Origin of the sequence: Veillonella magna, from assembly GCF_959600285.1 — a bacterium.
Classification (GTDB): Bacteria; Bacillota; Negativicutes; order Veillonellales; family Veillonellaceae; genus Veillonella_A; species Veillonella_A magna.
This window is the reverse complement of the sequence record NZ_CAUGKU010000021.1, coordinates 1-20,515: the sequence shown is the minus strand read 5'-3', so window position 1 is coordinate 20,515 and position 20,515 is coordinate 1. Positions and strand designations below refer to the sequence as shown.

The window sequence follows — 20,515 nt, the reverse complement described above, 5'->3', positions numbered from 1 at the left end:
AAAGTAAAGAGAAAAAGTAAAGAGAAAAAGTAAAGAGAAAAAGTAAAGAGAAAAAAGAGAACCTTGTGTATATAGAACCGGAGATAAAAAGTCAGAGAGTTTTTCGTAAGAAAGAAGGAGTTTGGGTATGAAAAAATTAGTGTTAGCATTGACTCTAGTAGCATCCTTTGCGTTGCTTTTGGCCGGATGTGGTAGTTCCGGCAGTGACAATAAAGAAATTACTGTCGGTGTCACGGCAGGGCCGCATGCACAGGTAATGGACTATGTGGCCAAAGAAGCGGAAAAGCAAGGATTAAAGGTTAAGGTTGTTGAGTTTAATGATTATGTTCAGCCTAACCGGGCGTTGGAAAATAAGGAGCTTTCAGCAAACTCCTTCCAGCATCAGCCGTATCTTGATAACATGGTAAAAAATGGTGGCATGAAGCTTGTATCTATCGGCAAAACGATTCTCTTGCCGATGGGATTATATTCTAATAACTATAAAGATTTAACAAAAGTGCCGAACGGTGCTACCGTAGCGATTCCGAACGATCCGACTAACGGCGGCCGTGCATTGCTCTTGTTACAGCAGGCCGGACTTATTACTTTGAAGGATGGCGGTTCGCCGAAATCTACGGTAGCTGACATCACCAGCAATCCTAAACAGTTGCAGATTAAAGAACTGGAAGCAGCACAGATTGCTCGCTCCTTGAATGATGTGGACATTGCTTGCGTAAATACGAATTACGCGTTAAATGCAGGTCTTAATCCATTGAAGGACGCCGTTGTTGTAGAAAGCAAAGACTCTCCGTATGCTAACGTCTTTGTCGTTCGTGAAGCCGATAAGGATAACGAAACTATTAAGAAGCTCCTCGCTGTATATCAGTCTGAGGGAACAAAAAAATTCATTGAAGATACCTTTAAAGGATCGATTATCCCTGCCTTCTAATACTAAGTAGGGGTAGGGAATGTAAAGGATCGACCGAGATACCCGGCATAGTTTTTTCGTAAGAAAAGATGCTGTGAAGTTTTCTCGGTCGTTCTTTTTTATTGTTCCCCAAAATATAGGAAGTACATAAACGAATCTATGATTGCATTATTAGAATGCTTTTACTGCTGTAAAATACACTTATTCTATAGAATTTAAAACACTTCCATGATACAATACAATTAATGATATAAATATTCAATTAATGTTTATTTATATTCTTTTTAGTTTCTTTCAAGTGGAGGTGTGCTATGGCATATTTCGGTGGTTTAGTAGTACTGTTAACAATTATAGGTATTGTTAAAAAGTACGATGCCCGGTTGGTGCTCTTGGTGGCAGGGACATTGATGGCCTTTGCCGGTGGACAACTGGGCGGCATGGTTACGGCTTTTAATAAAACTATGGTGCATGGAACCTTGGTGCCAACGATTTGTACGGTTATGGGCTTTTCTTTTGTTATGAAATATACGGAATGTGATAAGCATTTGATTCATTCCTTATCCGGAGTTATCACGAAGAGTCATGCTATTATTATACCGCTGGCTATTTTGCTGACGTGGTGGATTAACATTGCTATCCCCAGTGCGGCCGGTTGTGCTGCTGCAGTAGGAAGTATTTTAATTCCCACGCTAATCGGTGCCGGTGTGCATCCGGCAATGGCAGGCTCCGCAGTCTTAGCCGGTACTTGGGGCAGTGCTATCAGCCCGGGGACCTCGCATAATCCTTTTATTGCCAAGCTGGCCAATGTAGATGTTATGACGGTTATCATGAGCGAAGCACAGCAGGCCATTATTGCCTCTCTGGTAGTGATTGCGGCATTGACCATTATTGCTATTATCCGCAAGGAAGGGGCAGAAGAAAGTCGCCGTGAAGCATTGCTGAAAGAGGAAGAAGCGACTATCGGTAAAATAAAAGTTAATCCGTTATATGCACTGGTACCGTTAGTACCGCTTATTCTCCTTGTATTGGGAAGTAAATCGGTTGGCATCTTACCGACGATGGGCGTATCCGAGGCCATGCTTATTGGTTGTGCGTTGGGAATTATTGTAACGCGCTCGAATCCACAAGATGTGACAAAGGAATTCTTTAACGGTATGGGCAGTGCATACGGAAATGTTATGGGCCTTATCGTAGCGGCCGCCGTATTTACCTTCGGTATGCAGTCGGTAGGGCTGACACAGTCGTTGATTGAGGTGATGAAGGGATCCGAATCCATTGCCAAAGTGGCCGGTGCCTTTGGTCCTTTTGCCATTGCCATTCTCAGCGGTTCCGGTGATGCGGCGGCGTTAGCGTTTAACGGAGCCATTACACCGCATGCAGCTAACTTCGGTATGACGATTATTGACCTTGGTTCCTTGGCACAGATTGCCGGTGCCGTAGGTCGTTCGGCTTCGCCGGTAGCCGGGGCGGCTATTGTATGTGCGGGACTGGCTAAGGTATCGCCGGTAGAGTTGACAAAGCGCAATATTATTCCTATGCTATTGGGGACTATCACGTTAATTTTCTTATTCTAAGTTCTAAGAAAAGGAGTAAGAGTATACACTATGTAAGCGTATAAAATAGTTAAACGTGTAAACGCATAGACCATGTAAGACTATGTATGGTTTATGACTATAGATTACGTATGCGGTCGTTTATAATTATAGCGCGTATACATGGGGAGGGGGATGGCAATCCGCCTCCCTTTTAACTGTAGATGGCTATGAGTATGACAATGGCTATGAGTATGACAATAGCTATGGTTATGACAACAACTATGAGTATGACAATAACTATTACAATGATAATAACAGAGGACTGTCGGCGGGCAGCCCGTAGATTGATATAGTCCGTCGATTGACAAAGGAGAGATACCCATGAACAGTATTGAATTTGCACAGAAAAATAAAGAGCGGTTTATTGCTATGCGTCGTGATTTACATAAGCATCCGGAACCGGCCTGGTTGGAATATCGCACGGCAGCTATGGCAGCAGACCGTTTGACAGAACTCGGCTTTACGCTCGTTGTAGGTGAAGAGGTGGTCAAAGCAGACTCACGCATGGGTTTGCCCAGCCGAGAAGCGATGAAGGCTGCTATGGATCGAGCTATTGCAGAAGGCGCCAATCCAAAGTGGGTAGAAAAGATGGGCTACGGCTTTACCGGCATGGTAGCTACCATGCAATGCCAACCCGGCGGTCCTGTGGTTGGCTTCCGCGCGGATATCGATTCCAATGATGTTATTGAGTCCGATGATCCCGGCCATTTTCCTAATCAAGAAGGTTTTGCTTCCTGCCACCACGGAGCCATGCATGCTTGCGGTCATGATGCGCATTTGACGATGGCGTTAGGTTTGGCCGAATATGTAGCCATGAAAAAAGATACCTTAAAGGGGACCTTCAAACTTATCCTGCAACCTGCCGAAGAAGGGGTGCGCGGTGCAAAAGCTATGCGCGATGCCGGTGTAGTGGATGATGTAGATATATTTTTCGGTATGCACATTGGTTTTGATAAAAAGTTATCCGGCTGCCTGGCGTGCATGAATCCGGGCTTCTTGGCTACCACCAAGCTGGATGCTACGTTTACCGGATACTCTTCGCATGCCGGTGGGTCACCGGAACTCGGTAAAAATGCGTTGCTCGCCGCTTGTACGGCAGCACTTAATTTACAGGCCATTTCCCGTCATTCTCAAGGAGCATCGCGCATTAATGTAGGTGTTCTCAATGCCGGTACGGGACGCAATGTAATTCCTGATACGGCAGTACTCAAAATTGAAACTCGCGGTGAGACAACGGAGATTAATGATTACATTAAAGAAAGAGTCTTACAGATTTTGAAAGGCGCTGCCGTAATGTACGACATATCTGTGACTACCGAAGAAGTAGGCGGAGCTCCGGCAGGACAGAATACGGAATCATTGGCTTTGGAAATTCAAAAGCTGGCACAGGATAGCGGTATTTTCAAAGAGGCACCGCTGGTATATTCCGGCGGGGGCAGTGAAGACTGTGCCTTTTTCCTGGAACGCGTCATAGCGAATGGTGGGCGCGGTACCTATATGGTACTTGGATCGGCGATTCCCGCACCGCATCACAATCCTAAATTTAATATTGAAGAAGTGGATATGATTAATGGCATTGCCTGGTTAGGACGAGTAGCAGAGACATATCTTAAATAAATAAAACGACCGTTGTACCTAAGGGGAGACCCAAAGGACAACGGTCGTTATTTTATAAATAAGGAGAGGCGGATAACAGCAGTCCCGCAGCAACGATGAACCAGAGTGTAGCTCCTTTCAGTTGCGCCAAGGCCGGTACTTTATATACCAAATATACAGGTAAGAAGCAGCCGAGAATTCCCATGATAGGACCCATATAGGTGAGCAGGCGAATGACGGGAATGTTAAGATATACAGCCAGCCAAGATACGGCTACGCCGACGATTAAAGTAACCACAGCAACGAGGCGATAGTGCATATCCGTTGGTGTTATGAGACGACGCAATAGATTGAGGAGCATACCGCGGAAGCCTTCTTTGAATGCCAGAAAGACGCCGAAAAAGGCAGTGGTGATGGCAAAAATATTCAGCAACAGGCTCAGTACCTTTACCGTATCGCCATCAATTTCACGAGCGGCAATGGCCAAGGCAGAAATATTTTGCTCCGCAGCCATGACGGCTTGATCATGGCTCATGGCAAAGGTAAAGGAAAGCGCAAAGAAGAAAACGGCAGTAAATAAAATGCCGAAAGAAATGTTCATGGCACGCAATGCCTTATGTCGTGCTACGGCGATTGATTGGTGGTGAGCGCGATAGGAGATAACCATGGGACTTAAGGTTTGCATAAATAAAATCGAGGTCAATGTGAGTGGTAACATGTGAAAGGCTTGATAGAGACCATCGGTTACCGAAGGAAGGGAAGAAATATTTTGCAAGGACCAATACGGTGCCATACATAACCCCAAAATGATGATGGCAAATAGTTTGGTAATGACTAAGCCGGTAGAAATTTTAAAGATTAGCTTTTCTCCTTGGGCAGCCAGTGCAACTAAAAGAATAATAACGCAGAGTCCGTACCAGGGGTTCGAGGCCAATGAAGTATCGGTGACGTGAAATGTATATAAAAAGGCAGCGCTGTCATTGGTGATTGCTGTAGAATAGCAAAAGAGACTTATAACAATCATAATGAAGTAAAGCAGACCTAAGAGGAGGCCCCAATTTTTTCCTAAGTATTGTCCGATGACTGTCGGGTAGTCCTCACATTTCGGTGACAAGGCCAAGGTGTTGACGAAGAGGCGCTGAAATAAATACAGTGCCGGGTAGCCTATAACGGCAGATAGTAAATAGACCCATAGACCGACGACACCAACTTGAACCGGTAAAAAGACAATCCCTGCACCGATAGCCATGCCGATACTCATGATAATCCAGCCGCGGTCAACGGCATCAAAGCGAATGGCTTCCTGCCACTCATGGGCAGACATGGCCTTTGGTGTTGATATAGGTGGTGAAGCAGGTACTGCAGACGTATGAGAGTTCATGGATAGTCGCCTCCTTTGAAATGAGTGGTAAGTGAACAGTACGTACTGAAAATAGAAAAAAGGGTTTTAAAATTAATACGGTTTTTAACGCGTCTCTTTCACCAGAAAGGAATTGTATTTACACCACTAGGTGAGTATACGCCTCAGATTTATATCCGTAAAGGGCATCCGTTGTCTTCTCGTACATCGGTGTCCATTCATGAGCTGAAAAAATATCCGTATATACAATATGATCAGCGATCGGACTCGGAGCAGTATTCGGAGGAAATTGTGTTTGCTGATAAAGTATCGACTAAACAAATTTTTGTAACGGATCGCTCAGGTATGCTCAGCGTAATCCGTACGACGGATGCGTTTAACATAGGAACGGGATGTATTTGTCCTGACATGGTAGGGGAGGATATCATTTCGATTCCCATCAGTGGTTGCTTTGACACAATGACAATCGGACGCATTCATTTGCGCAATGCCATTCTCGATGAGGCGGTTCAACAATATATTGCATGCCTTGATGAAGCGTTACGACGTTGTCATCCGGTGTAACTGTAACGTTCCATAGTTTAAAGCTATGGAACGTTACAGTTTATGAATATTAGTAAAGAAAACTCCTTCATGATATGCTGAAATCAAGAAACAACCCAGTATGTTGAAGGAGGTATTTATTATGAAACGCAATACATTGGTTAAACGAGGATTTGCAACGAGAGCCATCCATGGAGGACACAGTGAAAATACATTCGGCGCATTGACGGCGCTCAAATGCGGTGATCATGTATTGGCCAGTGATACTTTATATGGTTGCACCTTTGCCTTGTTGATGCATGGGCTGACAAAGTTCGGTATTGAAGTAACCTTGGTAGATATGAGCGATCTTGATGCGGTGCGCAAGGCATTGCGAAAAAATACGCGCGTTGTGTATTTGGAAACGCCTGCCAATCCTACGTTAAAGCTTATTGATATTAAGGCGGTAAGTACGTTGGCTCATGAAGCATCGAATGCCATGGTTATGGTAGATAATACATTCTGCACGCCTTACATTCAACAGCCGTTGACACTGGGTGCCGATGTGGTGCTTCATTCTGCTACAAAATATTTAAATGGTCATGGTGATGTGATTGCCGGAGCCGTGTGCGGTACTACAGATTTTATTACCCAAGTGCGACTGGTGGGTATCAAGGATATGACAGGATCTGTATTGAGTCCGTTTGATGCCTTTTTATTGGCACGAGGCATGAAAACATTACAGCTGCGTATGGAGCGTCACTCCGCCAGTACACAGAAGGTAGCGGAATTCTTGGCACAGCATCCGGCAGTGACAAAAGTGAATTATCCGGGCTTAGTGTCGTTCCCACAATACGAATTGGCTAATAAGCAAATGCGCTTACCAGGAGGGATGATTTCCTTTGAATTGCAAGGTGGTTTTGAAGCGGGCAAGTCCTTATTAAATCACGTAGAGTTGTGTCGATTGGCCGTATCGCTTGGTGATGCAGAAACATTGATTGAACATGCTGCGTCCATGACTCACTCCACTTATACTAAGGAAGAGTTGGCGGAAGCTGGTATTAGTGAAGGTTTGGTACGCCTCTCCGTAGGGTTGGAAGAGCCGGAAGATATTATTGCCGATTTAACACAAGCCTTAGATGCCTGTCGTTGATTGCAGGGAGTGTCTGTGGAGTGTATACACATGAATAAATAAAAATGACAAAAAAGCATAGCAAGTATCTTGTATACAAAGAGGACTTTCGATGTAAGTGGTAAATTATATACTATAGGCATTTGAATTATGTGGTTATGTAATTTTCTTTGGTTTTGGATACGGTCGTAACTGGGTAATCGGATGCGCGCATATTCCGATGATCGTTGTTGTAGGGTTGCAGCATTGGTTTGGCGAGTCACCGGGATGTCAGGTTTATTGGTTTGTTGTAGTAACGGCAATAGGTATTGCCGGAGGAGGATTCGTATGCGTAGAATGCAAACAATGGACGGCAACTATGCAGCTGCCTATATTTCCTATGGTTTTACAGAATTAGCGGCGATTTATCCGATTACCCCATCGTCTCCGATGCCGGAGCTGGTTGATGAATGGGCAGCCAAAGGCAAAAAGAATATGTTCGGTCATCCGGTAAAAGTAATTGAAATGGAACATGAAGGCGGGGCAGCCGGAGCTGTTCACGGTGCACTACAAACAGGGACGCTAACCACAACCTATACGGCATCCCAAGGCTTACTTTTGATGATACCGAATTTATATAAACTAGCCGGTCAGTTATTGCCGGGCGTGATTCATGTAGCATCAAGGGCGTTATCCACGCATGCACTCAGTATATTTGGTGACTTTCAAGATGTGATGGCCTGTCGTGCTACCGGCTGTGCCATGATGGTAGAAGGCAGTGTGCAGGAGGTTATGGATCTCAGTGCAGTCGCTCACTTATCGGCGTTAAAGGGGCGTGTTCCGTTTATCAATTTCTTTGAAGGGTTCCGTACGTCCCATGAAATTCAAAAGGTGGAAGTGTTAGGGTATGATGAGCTGAAGGATTTGGTGGATCAAGAAGCATTGGCGCAGTTCAGAGCCGGTGCGATGCACGTAGATAATCCCAGTGTGCGCGGTGCCCTTGAAAATGATGATGTGTACTTTGTTCATCGGGAAGCACAGAATGGTTACTACAATGCATTGCCGCATATTGTAGAAGACTATATGCAGGAAATCAATGCCCGCACAGGTCGAGATTATCATCTGTTTACCTACACCGGCGCACCGGATGCAACGGATGTTATTGTCGCTATGGGATCGGCTACGCAAACCATTAATGAAGTAGTGCGAGAATTGGTAAAACGCGGTGAAAAGGTAGGTGCTATTACGGTGCATCTGTTCCGCCCGTTCTCGGTAGAACATTTGCTGCGCGTCTTGCCCGCCAGTGTACAGCGCATAGCCGTAATCGATCGTACAAAAGAACCGGGCTCGATGGGTGAACCGTTATTCTTGGATGTGCAAGCGGCTATCGCACAAAGCGGTCGACAGATTCGCGTTATCGCCGGTCGATACGGATTAGCCGGTCATGATGTAATTCCTGAAGACATAGTCGCCATCGTACGTAACTTGCAATCGAAAGAACCACAGCACCCGTTTACAGTAGGCATTGTGGATGATGTCACTCACCTGTCATTGCCGCGGGGAGAAGCATTTGCCGCAGCCGGTCAGAAGATCAGGTCTTGTAAATTCTGGGGCTTTGGATCGGATGGAACCGTAGGGGCCAATAAAAGTGCGATTAAGGTAGTCGGCGATTTGACAGACTCCTATGTACAGGCGTTCTTTGCCTATGATTCGAAGAAGTCCGGCGGTGTTACCATTTCACATTTGCGTTTTAGCGACAAGCCCATAGAAAAGCCGTATTTGATTCGCCATGCCGACTTTATCGCTGTACATCGACAATCCTATGTAAATACTTACGATGTTCTCGGTGATATTAAGGACGGTGGCACCTTCTTGCTTAACTGTACGTGGTCGCCGGAAGAATTGGAAGATAAATTGCCGGCTAGGGTGAAACGTATTTTGGCGCAGCGGCACATTCATTTTTACATTATTAATGCGGCCGGTATCGCTGAAGAAATCGGTCTTGGCAATCGCATTAATATGGTATGTGAAGGTGCATTCTTCAAGCTTACCGATGTTATGCCTTTGGACGATGCGGTAGCTGCCTTGCGCAAATCCATTGAAGTAACATACGGCAATAAAGGTGATGCCGTAGTGGCTATGAACCGAGCTGCCTTGGAACGCGGTGTCAGTGAAGTGCAGGCTGTGCCGGTACCACCGTCTTGGGCGGATGCTGTGGATGAAATTAAGGTAGAGGATACGGGCGTTCCGTTTGTGGATAGTATTTTGCGCCCCATTAACAGTCAGAAGGGATATGACTTGCCGGTCAGCGTGTTTAAGGATCTCACCTTCGGCGTTATCCCGCCGGGAACGGCGGCTTATGAAAAGCGCGGTGTATCGCTAACGGTACCGCACTGGATTAAGGAGAATTGTATCCAGTGTAATCAATGCGCCTTTGTATGTCCTCATGCAACGATTCGTCCCGTATTGGCATCGGACGATGAAGTAGCAAAGGCTCCCGATGGCTTTGAAACCGTACCGGCATTAGGGGCTAACGGCTTGGAATTCCGCATTTCCGTGAATACCATGGACTGTCTTGGTTGTGGTAACTGCGCAGATATTTGTCCGGCACCAAAGGGGAAAGCTCTTGTCATGAAGCCCTTTGACGAAGAAGTAGTAAAGCAGCCACTCTGGGATTACGGTCTTAGTGTAGCGGATAAAGACAATCCGATGAATAAATTTACCGTGAAGGGCAGTCAATTTGAAACACCGTTGCTCGAGTTCTCCGGTGCTTGTGCCGGTTGCGGTGAAACGCCGTATGTTAAATTAATCACGCAGTTGTTCGGTGATCGCATGATCGTGGCCAATGCCTCCGGATGTTCCTCTGTATGGGGCAGCTCCATGCCAAGTAATCCATATACGGTCAATGCTAAAGGACAGGGACCGGCATGGGCCAGCTCGCTTTTCGAAGATAATGCAGAATTTGGTTTCGGTATGTTCAGCGGTACGGATAAACAGCGTAAACAATTAGCGACTATTGTAGAAACCGTAGTACCATCGTTGGATGGCGAAGTAAAAGAGGCGTTAACGGCTTGGAAGGATAGCATGTATGACGGTACCGATACGCGCGTGCGGGCCGATCGGGCCTTAGCGGCGGTAACGGCTGCGTTGGAATGTGCTTCGATAAGCGATGCGGTGCGTCAAGCATTAATGCATATTAAAAAAGAAAAGCGCCTTCTTGTCAAACCGTCGCAGTGGATTGTAGGCGGTGACGGTTGGGCCTATGATATCGGTTATGGCGGCATCGATCATGTGCTAGCGGCTGGTGAGGATGTCAATGTCTTGGTGCTCGATACGGAAGTGTACTCCAATACGGGTGGTCAGGCATCGAAGGCAACACATACGGCAGCGGTAGCACAGTTTGCGTCAGCGGGCAAACGGACGAAGAAAAAAGATTTAGGCATGATGGCTATGTCTTACGGGTATGTGTATGTAGCACAGGTAGCCATGGGCGCCGATAAGAATCAGCTTCTTAAAGCAATTCGCGAAGCAGAAGCCTATCCGGGACCGTCCCTCATTATTGCGTATGCACCGTGTATTAATCATGGCATAAAAGCAGGCATGGGCAAGAGTCAGGAAGAAGCACGGCGTGCTGTTGCCTGTGGCTATTGGGATTTATATCGCTACAACCCGGCACTACGTGGCACGGGGACAAATCCGTTCAGTCTGGATTCGAAGGAACCGACGGAAAGCTTCCGTGATTTCCTCATGGGTGAAGTACGTTACTCCTCGCTAGCACGTTCCTTCCCGGAAGTGGCGGAGGAATTGTTCCAAAAAACGGAAGCCGATGCCCACGAACGTCGTCAATCCTATGTGCGTATGCAACAGGCGTTGGCACCGCAAGAATAAGAATGTAAGACAGATGCTTGACTTGGAGTTAACTCCCAGGTATACAATGTAATCATAGGAAAATCGGAATCACATGATTGGGCCGCTTCCCCGCACGCCCGCGTGGCGATTCCGATTTTTCGTTAAAAAGGGGGCGATGATATGACAATTGCAGAGGTAAGTAAACAATATGGATTATCGCAGGACACATTGCGCTACTATGAACGGGTGGGCATGATTCCGCCGGTAACGCGAACGGCTGGGGGGATTCGCGATTATCAAGAAGAAGACCTGGGTTGGGTAGAGCTGGCGAAGTGTATGCGATCTGCCGGGCTTCCGGTGGAATCCTTAATCGAATATGTAAAACTGTTCCGCGAAGGCGACAGTACCATTGAAGCGCGCCGCGATCTTTTGGCGGAGCGTCGAGAAGAGCTGTTGGAACAAAAACGACACATCGAAGAGACCTTGGATCTGTTGGACTATAAGATCAGTCGCTATGAGGAAGCTGTGCGAACGGGTATGCTTACCTGGCCAAAGAAGTAAAACGAATTGAAAGGCTGATGTTGTACTAATTAGACCTTTTACATTTTTCCTAAAAAAGGGTATACTAGTCTATATTGATATTCGTAGATATAGTGTTGACTGGTCGCTGGACGGCCCGGAATGGAGAAGTAAATGGATTACAAAGGTATTTTGTATACGGTAGAAAACAAGATTGCTACTATCACTTTCAATCGTCCGGAAGTGCAAAACGGCTTTAACGTAGACATGTGTAAAGAAATTTTGGATGCTATCGAACGATCGGAAGCAAACAAAGAGGTACGTGTGTTGCTCATTAATGCAAACGGCAAAGTGTTTTCCGTAGGCGGTGACCTTACCGAGATGAAGCGTGCTGTAGAAGCAAATGATCAGCAGGCCTTGGTGGAAATTGCCGAATTGGTTATGCAAATTTCCTTCGCCATGAAAAAAATGTCTAAACCGGTAGTGATGAGCACGGATGGTGCGGTAGCCGGTGCGGCATTTAATATGGTTCTTGCTGCGGATATGTGCATCGCCTCGACTAACAGCCGTTTTATTCAGGCCTTTGTTAATGTTGGCTTAGCACCGGATGCAGGTGGGATGTACCTTCTGACCCGTGCCGTAGGCATCAATCGTGCCATGCAGTTAGCTATGACCGGTGAAGCGGTAACCGCAGACAAAGCCAAAGAATACGGCTTTGTGTATAAGGTGTGCGAACCGGAATTGTTAGAGCGCACTACGGCGCGCTTATGCACGCGATTGGCTAAGGGACCGGAGCTTTCCTTCAAGGCGATGAAGGAAATGATGTGGGCCAGCTTCTTTACAAACTGGGAAGAATATGTAAAGCTGGAAGTAGAATTGCAGACTTCGTTGGGCTTCTCCGAAGATTTCAAAGAAGGTGTACGGGCTTACGCAGAACGTCGTCGTCCGAACTTCCAGGGAAAATAATCACAGAAGTAAGCATTTGATAATACACCGGGCTATGTGAGTTTGATGATGTGTAAAGAAATGAGGGATAGGCATGGCAGAAAATGTAGTGGGCACTAAGGTACCAGCGTTTTCCGTTCTTTCCGATGAAGTAAAAAAAGTAACGGAACAGGACCTGCAAGGACAAAAGACAGTGCTTTATTTTTATCCGAAAGACAATACACCGGGATGCAGCGTAGAGGCGCAGCAATTTAACGAAGCCTATGATCGCTTAGCGGCAGCAGGCTACACTGTTATCGGCGTAAGTCGTGATACGGTGAAACGCCATGTTAACTTTAAGGCTAAATATGGTTTGCGTTTTATGCTGTTGGCAGACACGGAGGAAACCTTATGCCAAGCCTTCGGCGTTATGAAGGAAAAGAAATTGTACGGCAAGGTATCTATCGGTATCGAGCGCTCGACGTTTCTTATTGATGAAACAGGCACTATCACCGGTGAGTATCGTGGTGTAAAAGCAAAAGAGCATGTAGGTAAATTATTGGCCGACTTAGGCATAGCCGAGTAATGGCGCGTCTGAGGCACAGCGCACGTATGGACGGTGCATATCGCAGATGATTATCGTTTAGGTTTTATAGGTCTTATACATTGGGCATACTATGTGAGGCATATAGAAGCGATGGTGTGCACGTACTGACATAACATATAAAAAGGAGATGAAATCCCAATGGGATTCATCTCCTTTTGTTGTAGTATTTCTTGTAAAGCGTGCCTCTTAAGAGAGGTGTTGCATAGAACGACGACGCAGAGCGTCGATACATACGCAGTCATTTCTTTTAACGATAGTATATTATTTTACAAGATTTTGCGGCTTGCCACCCATCCACGCCGTGATGTTATCAAAGACGATGCCGGCGCGAATTTCCAAGGCCTCCTTGCTGGCGAAGGCAATGTGCGGTGTGACTACCGTATTTTTAGCATGGCATAACGGATGGGCCGGATCGATAGGCGGTTCGATTTCAAATACATCGATACCGGCAGCTGCCAAGCGACCTTCGTTAAGGGCATTGGCCAGCGCCTGACTGTCAACTACGGGACCGCGTGCTGTGTTGATAAGTACCGCAGTGGACTTCATGCTGTTTATGCGATCGGCGTTAACGAGGTTTTTAGTATCTGCTGTTAACGGTGTATGCAGGGAAACAAAGTCGGCGGTACGGAAGAGTTCGTCTAGCGTAACATAAGTAACGCCCTTGGCTACTAGGTCGGGCTTTTGCGTACGGCTATAGGCGATAACCTTGCAACCGAAGGCTAAGGCAATTTCAGCAACGCGGCTGCCAATAGCACCGGTACCTACGATACCGAAGGTTTTGCCAAATAATTCAAAACCTACCAGGCCATCTTTGGTGCCGCTGTGACGAGTGCGGTCATCACAAGGAACAATGTTGCGAATCGTAGCGATGGCAAGTCCGAAGGCAAGCTCTGCTACGGCATTGGTGGAATAACCGGCAGCATTGCATACGGTAATGTTTCGTTCTTGGCAGGCGGCTAAATCAACATGGTCCACACCGGTAAAGGCAACGGACAGCATTTTTAAATTCGGACAGCGGCGAATGATGTCACCGGACAAAGGCTGGTTGGCCAACATGATGATGTCTGCATCTTTTACACGATCGAATAATTTTGCTTGGTCAGTTTCTTTTGTAGTATAATAAACTACCTCGTGACCGGCTTTTTTTAGCGGTGCCGATAATTCATCTACCAACGTCGGTACCACGCCTAACGGTTCCATAATGACTAGTTTCATAGTACACCTCTCTCTGCAGTATGCTACTAAATTGTAGATTACATTATTTTTCTAATGTTATGGGTTTATTATAAAACAGCAATGGGACTGAGGGCAAGTTTTGAAAATAATAGAAAGGCAGTGAGCATATGACTAGGGATAGTCGCGGATTATATGATGCGGTGGCAGTGGCCTGTCGGATGAATGGAGATAAGCGGGTATTTCCTTTTACCTATGAAGGAAATACATATTTTGTTAAGCAGCATATGAAGCATAAGCGTTGGGCGCTGCGATGGGGAAACGATACATTTTTTACTGAAGTGCAGCGCATGCAGGATGTGTATACACGGTTTAGATTGGCTCCGGAGGTGATTATCGGCACGGCACAGTTTATGGTGACGAAGGCCGGTGGACGTCCGCTTAATGAAATCTTACGGCGACCCGATGCGAAGGAGCTTATAACAGAGGCTTTTTATGCGGCCGGACGCGGGCTGGCTACACTTCATGCAGGCGGTTATGTACATGGAAGACCGGCGGCGCGCGATATTATTTATGATGACGTAACAAAAGAGATCGCCTTCGTCGATTGGGAGAATACATACACCATCCCTTGGATTGACAATCGCTTCATAGATTTGTTCCTCTTTGTTCAAGGGTACTTCCGTGAAGAAATTGATAAACGCTATGCATTAGAAGCGGCTCTGGATGGGTACTGCAGTGTAACGGAAGGGCGACGACTGTATGAGCAGGTGCGCAATTATGTACATGCGCATCGGACGATTTTTGAGTATATCGGCAAAACACAGACTACGGGCGGTGTTGATTGGCGGTCGATTGCTATGGCAGTGGCTCTCTTTTTGGCACGATGAAAGGGTACATTACACAGCTACAATGAGGTGATGTACCTGTTAGTTGAGATAGATTATTAATGAAAAAGAAGTATGCGTCAAACAATGGCTCTATATGCATAAAAAGCATTTTCTAAAACGCTTTTTATGGGGTAATATAATGATAACACGTACATCTCTCATGTGCGACTTACGGATAAGTCGATAGAGACTGTCCGTCTATTATATACATAACTAGTATATCTGAATTCTTATGTGAGGTGCAAAATGAGTTTCGAAAGTCGATTCCAGCATATTGATCGCCGTGTGCCGATCGCTGAAGACAACATTGCTATTATCCATGATCTTGACAAATGTAAGAACTGTACGCTATGCCGTCGTGCTTGTGCCGATGTGATGAGCGTATTGGACTACTATGATTTAGAATCCACCGGTGACAATCCGATTTGTATTCACTGCGGTCAGTGCGCAGCCGCTTGTCCGTTCGGTGCTATGTATGAACGCACGGAGCTTGATGAAGTAAAAGCAGCTATTGCAGACCCGAATAAAATTGTCGTTATCCAGACAGCTCCGGCTGTGCGCGTAGGTATCGGCGAAGAATTCGGTTATGAACCGGGTACGTATTTGGAAGGCAAAATGGTTGGTGCTCTTCGTGCATTGGGAGCCGACTATGTGGTAGATACTAACTTTGGCGCAGACCTTACCATCATGGAAGAAGCCAGTGAGCTTATTGAACGTGTGTTACACGGTCACGGTAAATTACCGCAGTTCACCAGCTGCTGCCCGGCATGGGTAAAGTTCTGTGAAACCTATTTCCCAGAATATACGTCTCATATTTCTACGACTCGTAGCTGCATCGCTATGGAAGCGGCTGCATTGAAGACGTATTTTGCTAAAAATATGAATATCGATCCGGCTAACATCGTGTCCGTCAGTGTGGCACCGTGTACGGCAAAGAAATTTGAAATCCGTCGTCCGGAACAGAATAAATCGGCTGAATACTGGGGTCGTGACGATTTGCGCGACACGGATTACTGCTTGACTACTCGCGAATTTGCACAGTGGTTGCGCGATGAAAATGTAGACTTTACGGCGGTGGAAGACTCCGAATTTGATAAATACATCGGTGCAGCCAGTGGTGGCGGGGTTATCTTCGGTAACACCGGCGGCGTTATGGAAGCAGCCATGCGTACGGCCTATAAATTCATTACCGGCAAAGAACCGTCTCCGGAACCGCTTACTAAACTGGAAGCTGTTCGCGGTATGGACGGCGTAAAAGAAGCAGAAGTAGCTATCGGCGATAAGACCTTGAAGGTAGCTGTTGTTCACGGCGGTAAAAATATCCGCGACTTCTTAAACGAAATGAAAGCCAATGGCAAAGAATATGATTTCGTTGAAATGATGGCTTGCCGCGGTGGTTGTATCGGTGGCGGCGGACAGCCGCGTGTTAAGATGCCGGTAGCCGATAAAGTAAAAGGCGAACGCATCACCGGCCTTTACAATCACGATGCAGCTATGAAGCTTCGCTCCAGCTATGAAAACCCGGAAATCAAAGCGATTTACGAAGATTTCCTCGGTCATCCGTTAGGTGAATTGTCCGAACAGCTGTTGCATACGACATATGTTGATCGCAGCGGAGATCTCGGTGTACGCAAAGACGTAACGCCGGAAACATGCCCGACATCGCCAAAATTTAAAAAAGATTAATACATCGATTCGGATAGGTCGATAGTAATCATTACATTCCCATAGATGGGTGAACACGTCAGCTGTAATGCATGACGTGTTCACCTGTCTATGGGGATTTTTTTATGCTAAGGTCTATGGAATTTCTTTGCTATGGTCTAGGGGGATTTTATGCTGTATTGACATAACATACATAACTAAAAGGATTGATGAATGTACTACTGAGATGGTATAATAGAGCACAAGATGTACATTGAGAAAAAGCGATTGTATTTTTATATCAATAAGAGAGGCGGTAGGGTATGAAAAAGTTTCTTAAAGTAGCTATGCTTATGACACTGACGGGAACATTGCTGGTTGGTTGTGGCGGGCCCAGCGACCAAAAGGCCGGAGCCGGTAAGGATACGACCATTAAAATCGGGCATGTAGAGCCGGAAAACCGATCCACACACCAAGCACTCGTTCATTTTAAAGAAACAGTGGAAAAAGATACTAAAGGTAGCGTGAAGGTAGAAATCTATCCGAACGGTGCACTTGGCGGTGACGTACAACTGACGGAAGCCGTAGCGACCGGTTCCTTGGATGCTGCTTTGCCGTCTACTTCGGTACTTACCGCCTATGCTGACGATTTTGGTGTACTGGACATGCCATACCTCTTCACCAGCTCAGAGGCGGCGTTCAATGCTATGGACGGTGAAGTAGGCGACTACTTTACTAAGAAGCTAGCGGAAAAAGGCTTGGTAAATTTGGGGTACACTTATAATGGACCGCGCAGTACAACTACGAATGTACGGCCTATTGCAAAACCGGCCGACCTGCAGGGCATTAAGATGCGCGTAATGGAAAGCCCTATTTTCATTGATTATTATAAAACGTTAGGTGCTAACCCGACGCCGATGAGCTTTACCGAAGTGTATACCGGTTTGCAACAGGGAACCGTGGATGCAGAAGAAAATCCGCCAAGCCTGATTTTGGCCAATAAGTTCTTTGAAGTACAGAAATACTTATCCCTTGATGAGCATACGCATAACTTCTTGGCGTTTATCATGAATAAGGGCAAGTTTGACTCCTTGTCTAAGGAACAACAGGATACATTGGTAAAAGCGGCCAAAGCGTATGTAAAAGAACAGCGTGATATGGAATTAAAGGATAACGGTGAAGCGATTAAGAAATTGCAGGAAGCCGGCATGCAGGTGAACTCGTTGACGGCGGAAGAAAAGGCAGCCTTCCGTACGGCGTTAAGCTCCATGTATGATACATATCGTAATAAATTCGGTAATGATATCTTCGCAAAAGCTGAAAAATACAATAAATAGATGACGAGGGACATGTGATTCGGTGGTGTGGCAGATTGCCTGTGACGAGGAGTACAGGCCGCGTCACACGCCGAAGGCATGTCCTTTATTAGTAATAAAAGAGAGGGGGATGCGCATGAAGCGATGGATAGCCTACTATGACAGCTTTGAAGAAAAGCTATTAATCATAAGTTTGGCGGTCAATGTGATTTTAATTTTGTCGCAAATCATCATGCGAGCTGCATTCAATGCGTCCTTAGTGTGGTCAGAAGAAGTGGCGCGTTATATTTTTATTTGGCAAATATGGTTAGGGACCAGTGTATCGTATCGGCGTAAATCACATATCAGTGTAGACATTATTTACGATATTTTTAAAAGCCGATTGAGTCATAAGATTATTCGCACTGGTATAGACCTGATTTGGCTGGGCTTTAATCTATATCTTTTCTACGCCGGTGCCAAGTTGGTAGATTCCATGATTACCCGTCATGTGCTGTCCGCGGGGTTGCGTTTGCCCTTGGTGTATGTGTATGCAGCCTTGCCGGTAAGTGCGGCTATCCTGAGCTTGCGCCTTATCGGTGGTATTATCGGTCACTGGCGAAGTGATGAACCGGATGCGCCGTTTGGCGGTGCTCGTTTGCAAGAGTGGTCACACGGTGCTGCGAAAGTAGGCATGGATAAGGCACATGCGGAAAATATTGTAAGGGCCGTAGGCAATGAGACAGCAAGACGCGAAGGAGAGGTGAGGACGTATGGATGCCATTAGTTTATTCGGTATTTTTTTCGTGCTCCTCTTTATCGGCGTGCCCATCGGGTATGCTATCGGTATTGCTACGGTCATTACTATTGCCGTGTTTACGCCCTTGTCGCCGATGATTATTGCCCAAAACGCTATTGCCGGTGTCGATTCGTTTCCGCTACTGGCCATTCCCTTTTTTATGCTAGCCGGCAACTTGATGCGCAGCGGCGGGATTGCCCGACGGTTGGTAGATTTTTTTCAGAGTATTATCGGTCATGTAACCGGTGGCTTAGGGATGGTAACCATTGTGGTATGTATGTTCTTTGCTGCTATCAGTGGATCGGCAGTGGCGACTGTATCGGCAGTAGGTGCCTTTATGATTCCGGAAATGGTAAAGCATGGTTACAGTAAACCCTTTGCTGCCGCCATTACCGCAGCAGCCGGTACCATAGGGGTTATCATTCCGCCCAGCATTCCCTTTGTTATTTACGGCGTCGTGGCCAATGCATCTATTACGAAAATGTTTACGGCCGGTATTTTACCCGGCGTGCTCATGGGGGTAGCCCTTATGATCGTCTGTTACATTGTGTCGAAGAAGAATGGTTATGTGGGCAGTGACGAACGCAAAAGTGCAAAGGAAATTTGGACGGCCTTTAAAGAAGCCTTCTGGGCTATATTGTCTCCGGTAATTATTTTAGGCGGCATTTACAGTGGTATTTTTACGCCTACGGAAGCGGCTGTTGTATCTGTTGTATATTCGCTGATAGTCGGTGTTTTTATTTATAAGGAGCTGGATTATAAGGAAACCTATGCAGCCTTTCGCGATGCCATTGACGTAAACGGTGATACTACCTTTATGATCGGGCTGTCTGCTGCTTTTGCGGTGCTCTTAACCTTGGAAAAAATTCCGCTTAAGATTGCTATGTTCATTACCGGTCTCAGTGATAACGGGATTATTATCTTGCTGCTTATCAATGCGTTCCTGTTACTGGTAGGGATGTTTATCGATAATATTCCGGCGACGATTATTCTGTCACCGATTCTTTTGCCGGTAGCGGTAAAGCTGGGCATGGATCCCATTACCTTTGGTGTTATGCTCACCATGAACCTGGCTATTGGGTTCTGTACACCGCCGTATGGAATTAATCTTTTTGTGGCTTCGGCGATTTCCAAAGTAGACATGGGATTATTGTCTCGAAAGATTCTCTGGCCCATTATAGGACTACTGGCAGTACTTGCCTTGGTGACCTATGTGGATCCGGTGACGATGATGTTTATAAAATAGAATGAAATGAAATAAAGCAATACTCATATATCTCAGAGGTCAGGTCTGACGAATGAACATCCAAAAGAAAGGAGACTATCAGCAACGAAAGCTCAGTCTATCGAAGAGCGTTTCTTATGCTGATAGTCTCCTTCCTTCTCCTTGCTAGAAAAAAGTATCCTACGATAGCTATGCAGAATGCCCTTCGTAAGACCGGGCTTCAAAGAGCTATCGTAGGATACTTTTTTATCTATTCATTTCATTCGTAAGACTTGACCGCTAAGACATGAGTCGCCCTCTTGGTTATATATCCATTTTCCAGATGTGACCGATCAATCTATATGTGGGACTTTTTAGCTTTTGTGTCATTGATTACGCGTTGGATAGTAGTAATTACATATTCGATAGTATGAATTAAATGTTCGAAAGTAAAAATTGCTTTTATTTGTACATATCCATCGATCGGAGCAGTACGCATAGAGTTTTTATAATTTTTATT

Annotated in this window: 16 protein-coding genes; 14 read left to right on the top strand and 2 right to left on the bottom strand. The window is 45.9% G+C overall.

All coding sequences use genetic code 11. The annotated features are described in order from the left end of the window. Positions 1-127 precede the first annotated feature (127 nt). The 3 genes from Q5873_RS09415 to Q5873_RS09405 all read left to right on the top strand — a co-directional run bounded on the left by Q5873_RS09415 (position 128) and on the right by Q5873_RS09405 (position 4,119). Complete coding sequence (locus Q5873_RS09415; protein ID WP_028255383.1) at positions 128-928, top strand: MetQ/NlpA family ABC transporter substrate-binding protein; 801 nt, start codon at positions 128-130, stop codon at positions 926-928. A 290-nt stretch (positions 929-1,218) separates the two neighbouring features. After that, positions 1,219-2,481, top strand: coding sequence for a C4-dicarboxylate transporter DcuC (gene dcuC / locus Q5873_RS09410; RefSeq protein WP_205088233.1), 1,263 nt, complete (start codon positions 1,219-1,221; stop codon positions 2,479-2,481). A gap of 342 nt (positions 2,482-2,823) precedes the next feature. Then, positions 2,824-4,119 (top strand): amidohydrolase, encoded by a 1,296-nt coding sequence (locus Q5873_RS09405; protein WP_303060550.1) that lies wholly within the window; start codon positions 2,824-2,826, stop codon positions 4,117-4,119. 52 nt (positions 4,120-4,171) lie between these two features. On the opposite strand, the gene Q5873_RS09400 is transcribed toward Q5873_RS09405, so the two are convergent. Beyond that, entirely contained in the window at positions 4,172-5,479 is a 1,308-nt protein-coding gene (locus tag Q5873_RS09400) for an SLC5/6 family protein (RefSeq protein WP_303060549.1), read from the bottom strand. Between the two features lie 24 nt (positions 5,480-5,503). Between Q5873_RS09400 and Q5873_RS09395 the strand changes: the two genes are divergently transcribed. From Q5873_RS09395 to Q5873_RS09370, 6 genes are all read left to right on the top strand, one after another. Continuing rightward, complete coding sequence (locus Q5873_RS09395; RefSeq protein ID WP_303060548.1) at positions 5,504-6,022, top strand: LysR family transcriptional regulator substrate-binding protein; 519 nt, start codon at positions 5,504-5,506, stop codon at positions 6,020-6,022. A 121-nt stretch (positions 6,023-6,143) separates the two neighbouring features. Further along, positions 6,144-7,133 carry an aminotransferase class I/II-fold pyridoxal phosphate-dependent enzyme gene (locus Q5873_RS09390; protein ID WP_303060547.1) on the top strand — a complete coding sequence of 330 codons (990 nt, stop codon included), beginning with the start codon at positions 6,144-6,146 and terminating at the stop codon, positions 7,131-7,133. A 306-nt stretch (positions 7,134-7,439) separates the two neighbouring features. Then, a complete protein-coding gene (gene nifJ / locus Q5873_RS09385; protein ID WP_303060546.1) occupies positions 7,440-10,979 on the top strand; it encodes a pyruvate:ferredoxin (flavodoxin) oxidoreductase in 3,540 nt (1,179 codons plus the stop codon). A 141-nt stretch (positions 10,980-11,120) separates the two neighbouring features. Next, positions 11,121-11,501: a MerR family transcriptional regulator gene (locus tag Q5873_RS09380; protein ID WP_303060545.1), complete on the top strand. Its 381-nt coding sequence runs from the start codon at positions 11,121-11,123 to the stop codon at positions 11,499-11,501. 132 nt (positions 11,502-11,633) lie between these two features. Continuing rightward, positions 11,634-12,425, top strand: a complete 792-nt coding sequence (gene fabM / locus Q5873_RS09375) for a trans-2-decenoyl-ACP isomerase (RefSeq protein ID WP_205088227.1) — start codon at positions 11,634-11,636, stop codon at positions 12,423-12,425. 73 nt (positions 12,426-12,498) lie between these two features. Then, on the top strand, positions 12,499-12,969 hold the full coding sequence (locus Q5873_RS09370) for a peroxiredoxin (RefSeq protein ID WP_303060544.1): 471 nt from the start codon (positions 12,499-12,501) through the stop codon (positions 12,967-12,969). A 282-nt stretch (positions 12,970-13,251) separates the two neighbouring features. Here the strand turns inward: Q5873_RS09370 and Q5873_RS09365 are convergent, their stop codons facing one another. Beyond that, complete coding sequence (locus tag Q5873_RS09365; protein ID WP_303060543.1) at positions 13,252-14,205, bottom strand: 2-hydroxyacid dehydrogenase; 954 nt, start codon at positions 14,203-14,205, stop codon at positions 13,252-13,254. Positions 14,206-14,333: 128 nt separating this feature from the next. Between Q5873_RS09365 and Q5873_RS09360 the strand changes: the two genes are divergently transcribed. The 5 genes from Q5873_RS09360 to Q5873_RS09340 all read left to right on the top strand — a co-directional run bounded on the left by Q5873_RS09360 (position 14,334) and on the right by Q5873_RS09340 (position 20,037). Then, the gene (locus Q5873_RS09360) at positions 14,334-15,053 is read left to right on the top strand and encodes a BUD32 family EKC/KEOPS complex subunit (RefSeq protein WP_303060542.1); all 720 of its coding nucleotides are present in this window, start codon (positions 14,334-14,336) and stop codon (positions 15,051-15,053) included. A 246-nt stretch (positions 15,054-15,299) separates the two neighbouring features. Next, the gene (locus tag Q5873_RS09355; RefSeq protein WP_028255372.1) at positions 15,300-16,739 is read left to right on the top strand and encodes a [FeFe] hydrogenase, group A; all 1,440 of its coding nucleotides are present in this window, start codon (positions 15,300-15,302) and stop codon (positions 16,737-16,739) included. 281 nt (positions 16,740-17,020) lie between these two features. Further along, a complete protein-coding gene (locus tag Q5873_RS09350) occupies positions 17,021-18,034 on the top strand; it encodes a TRAP transporter substrate-binding protein (RefSeq protein WP_303060541.1) in 1,014 nt (337 codons plus the stop codon). A gap of 115 nt (positions 18,035-18,149) precedes the next feature. Next, a complete protein-coding gene (locus tag Q5873_RS09345) occupies positions 18,150-18,779 on the top strand; it encodes a TRAP transporter small permease (protein WP_303060540.1) in 630 nt (209 codons plus the stop codon). Next, a complete protein-coding gene (locus Q5873_RS09340) occupies positions 18,766-20,037 on the top strand; it encodes a TRAP transporter large permease (RefSeq protein WP_303060539.1) in 1,272 nt (423 codons plus the stop codon). Before Q5873_RS09345 ends, Q5873_RS09340 begins: the two co-directional genes overlap by 14 nt. Positions 20,038-20,515: the final 478 nt, after the last annotated feature.

Excerpts from the sequence above, each read along its gene's own strand:
- Q5873_RS09345 (WP_303060540.1), top strand. The coding sequence starts at position 18,150 with ATGAAGCGATGGATAGCCTACTATGACAGCTTTGAAGAAAAGCTATTA.
- fabM (WP_205088227.1), top strand. The coding sequence starts at position 11,634 with ATGGATTACAAAGGTATTTTGTATACGGTAGAAAACAAGATTGCTACT.
- Q5873_RS09370 (WP_303060544.1), top strand. The coding sequence starts at position 12,499 with ATGGCAGAAAATGTAGTGGGCACTAAGGTACCAGCGTTTTCCGTTCTT.
- Q5873_RS09365 (WP_303060543.1), bottom strand. The coding sequence starts at position 14,205 with ATGAAACTAGTCATTATGGAACCGTTAGGCGTGGTACCGACGTTGGTA.
- Q5873_RS09355 (WP_028255372.1), top strand. The coding sequence starts at position 15,300 with ATGAGTTTCGAAAGTCGATTCCAGCATATTGATCGCCGTGTGCCGATC.
- Q5873_RS09360 (WP_303060542.1), top strand. The coding sequence starts at position 14,334 with ATGACTAGGGATAGTCGCGGATTATATGATGCGGTGGCAGTGGCCTGT.
- Q5873_RS09350 (WP_303060541.1), top strand. The coding sequence starts at position 17,021 with ATGAAAAAGTTTCTTAAAGTAGCTATGCTTATGACACTGACGGGAACA.
- Q5873_RS09390 (WP_303060547.1), top strand. The coding sequence starts at position 6,144 with ATGAAACGCAATACATTGGTTAAACGAGGATTTGCAACGAGAGCCATC.
- Q5873_RS09340 (WP_303060539.1), top strand. The coding sequence starts at position 18,766 with ATGGATGCCATTAGTTTATTCGGTATTTTTTTCGTGCTCCTCTTTATC.
- Q5873_RS09405 (WP_303060550.1), top strand. The coding sequence starts at position 2,824 with ATGAACAGTATTGAATTTGCACAGAAAAATAAAGAGCGGTTTATTGCT.
- Q5873_RS09380 (WP_303060545.1), top strand. The coding sequence starts at position 11,121 with ATGACAATTGCAGAGGTAAGTAAACAATATGGATTATCGCAGGACACA.
- Q5873_RS09415 (WP_028255383.1), top strand. The coding sequence starts at position 128 with ATGAAAAAATTAGTGTTAGCATTGACTCTAGTAGCATCCTTTGCGTTG.
- dcuC (WP_205088233.1), top strand. The coding sequence starts at position 1,219 with ATGGCATATTTCGGTGGTTTAGTAGTACTGTTAACAATTATAGGTATT.
- Q5873_RS09400 (WP_303060549.1), bottom strand. The coding sequence starts at position 5,479 with ATGAACTCTCATACGTCTGCAGTACCTGCTTCACCACCTATATCAACA.
- nifJ (WP_303060546.1), top strand. The coding sequence starts at position 7,440 with ATGCGTAGAATGCAAACAATGGACGGCAACTATGCAGCTGCCTATATT.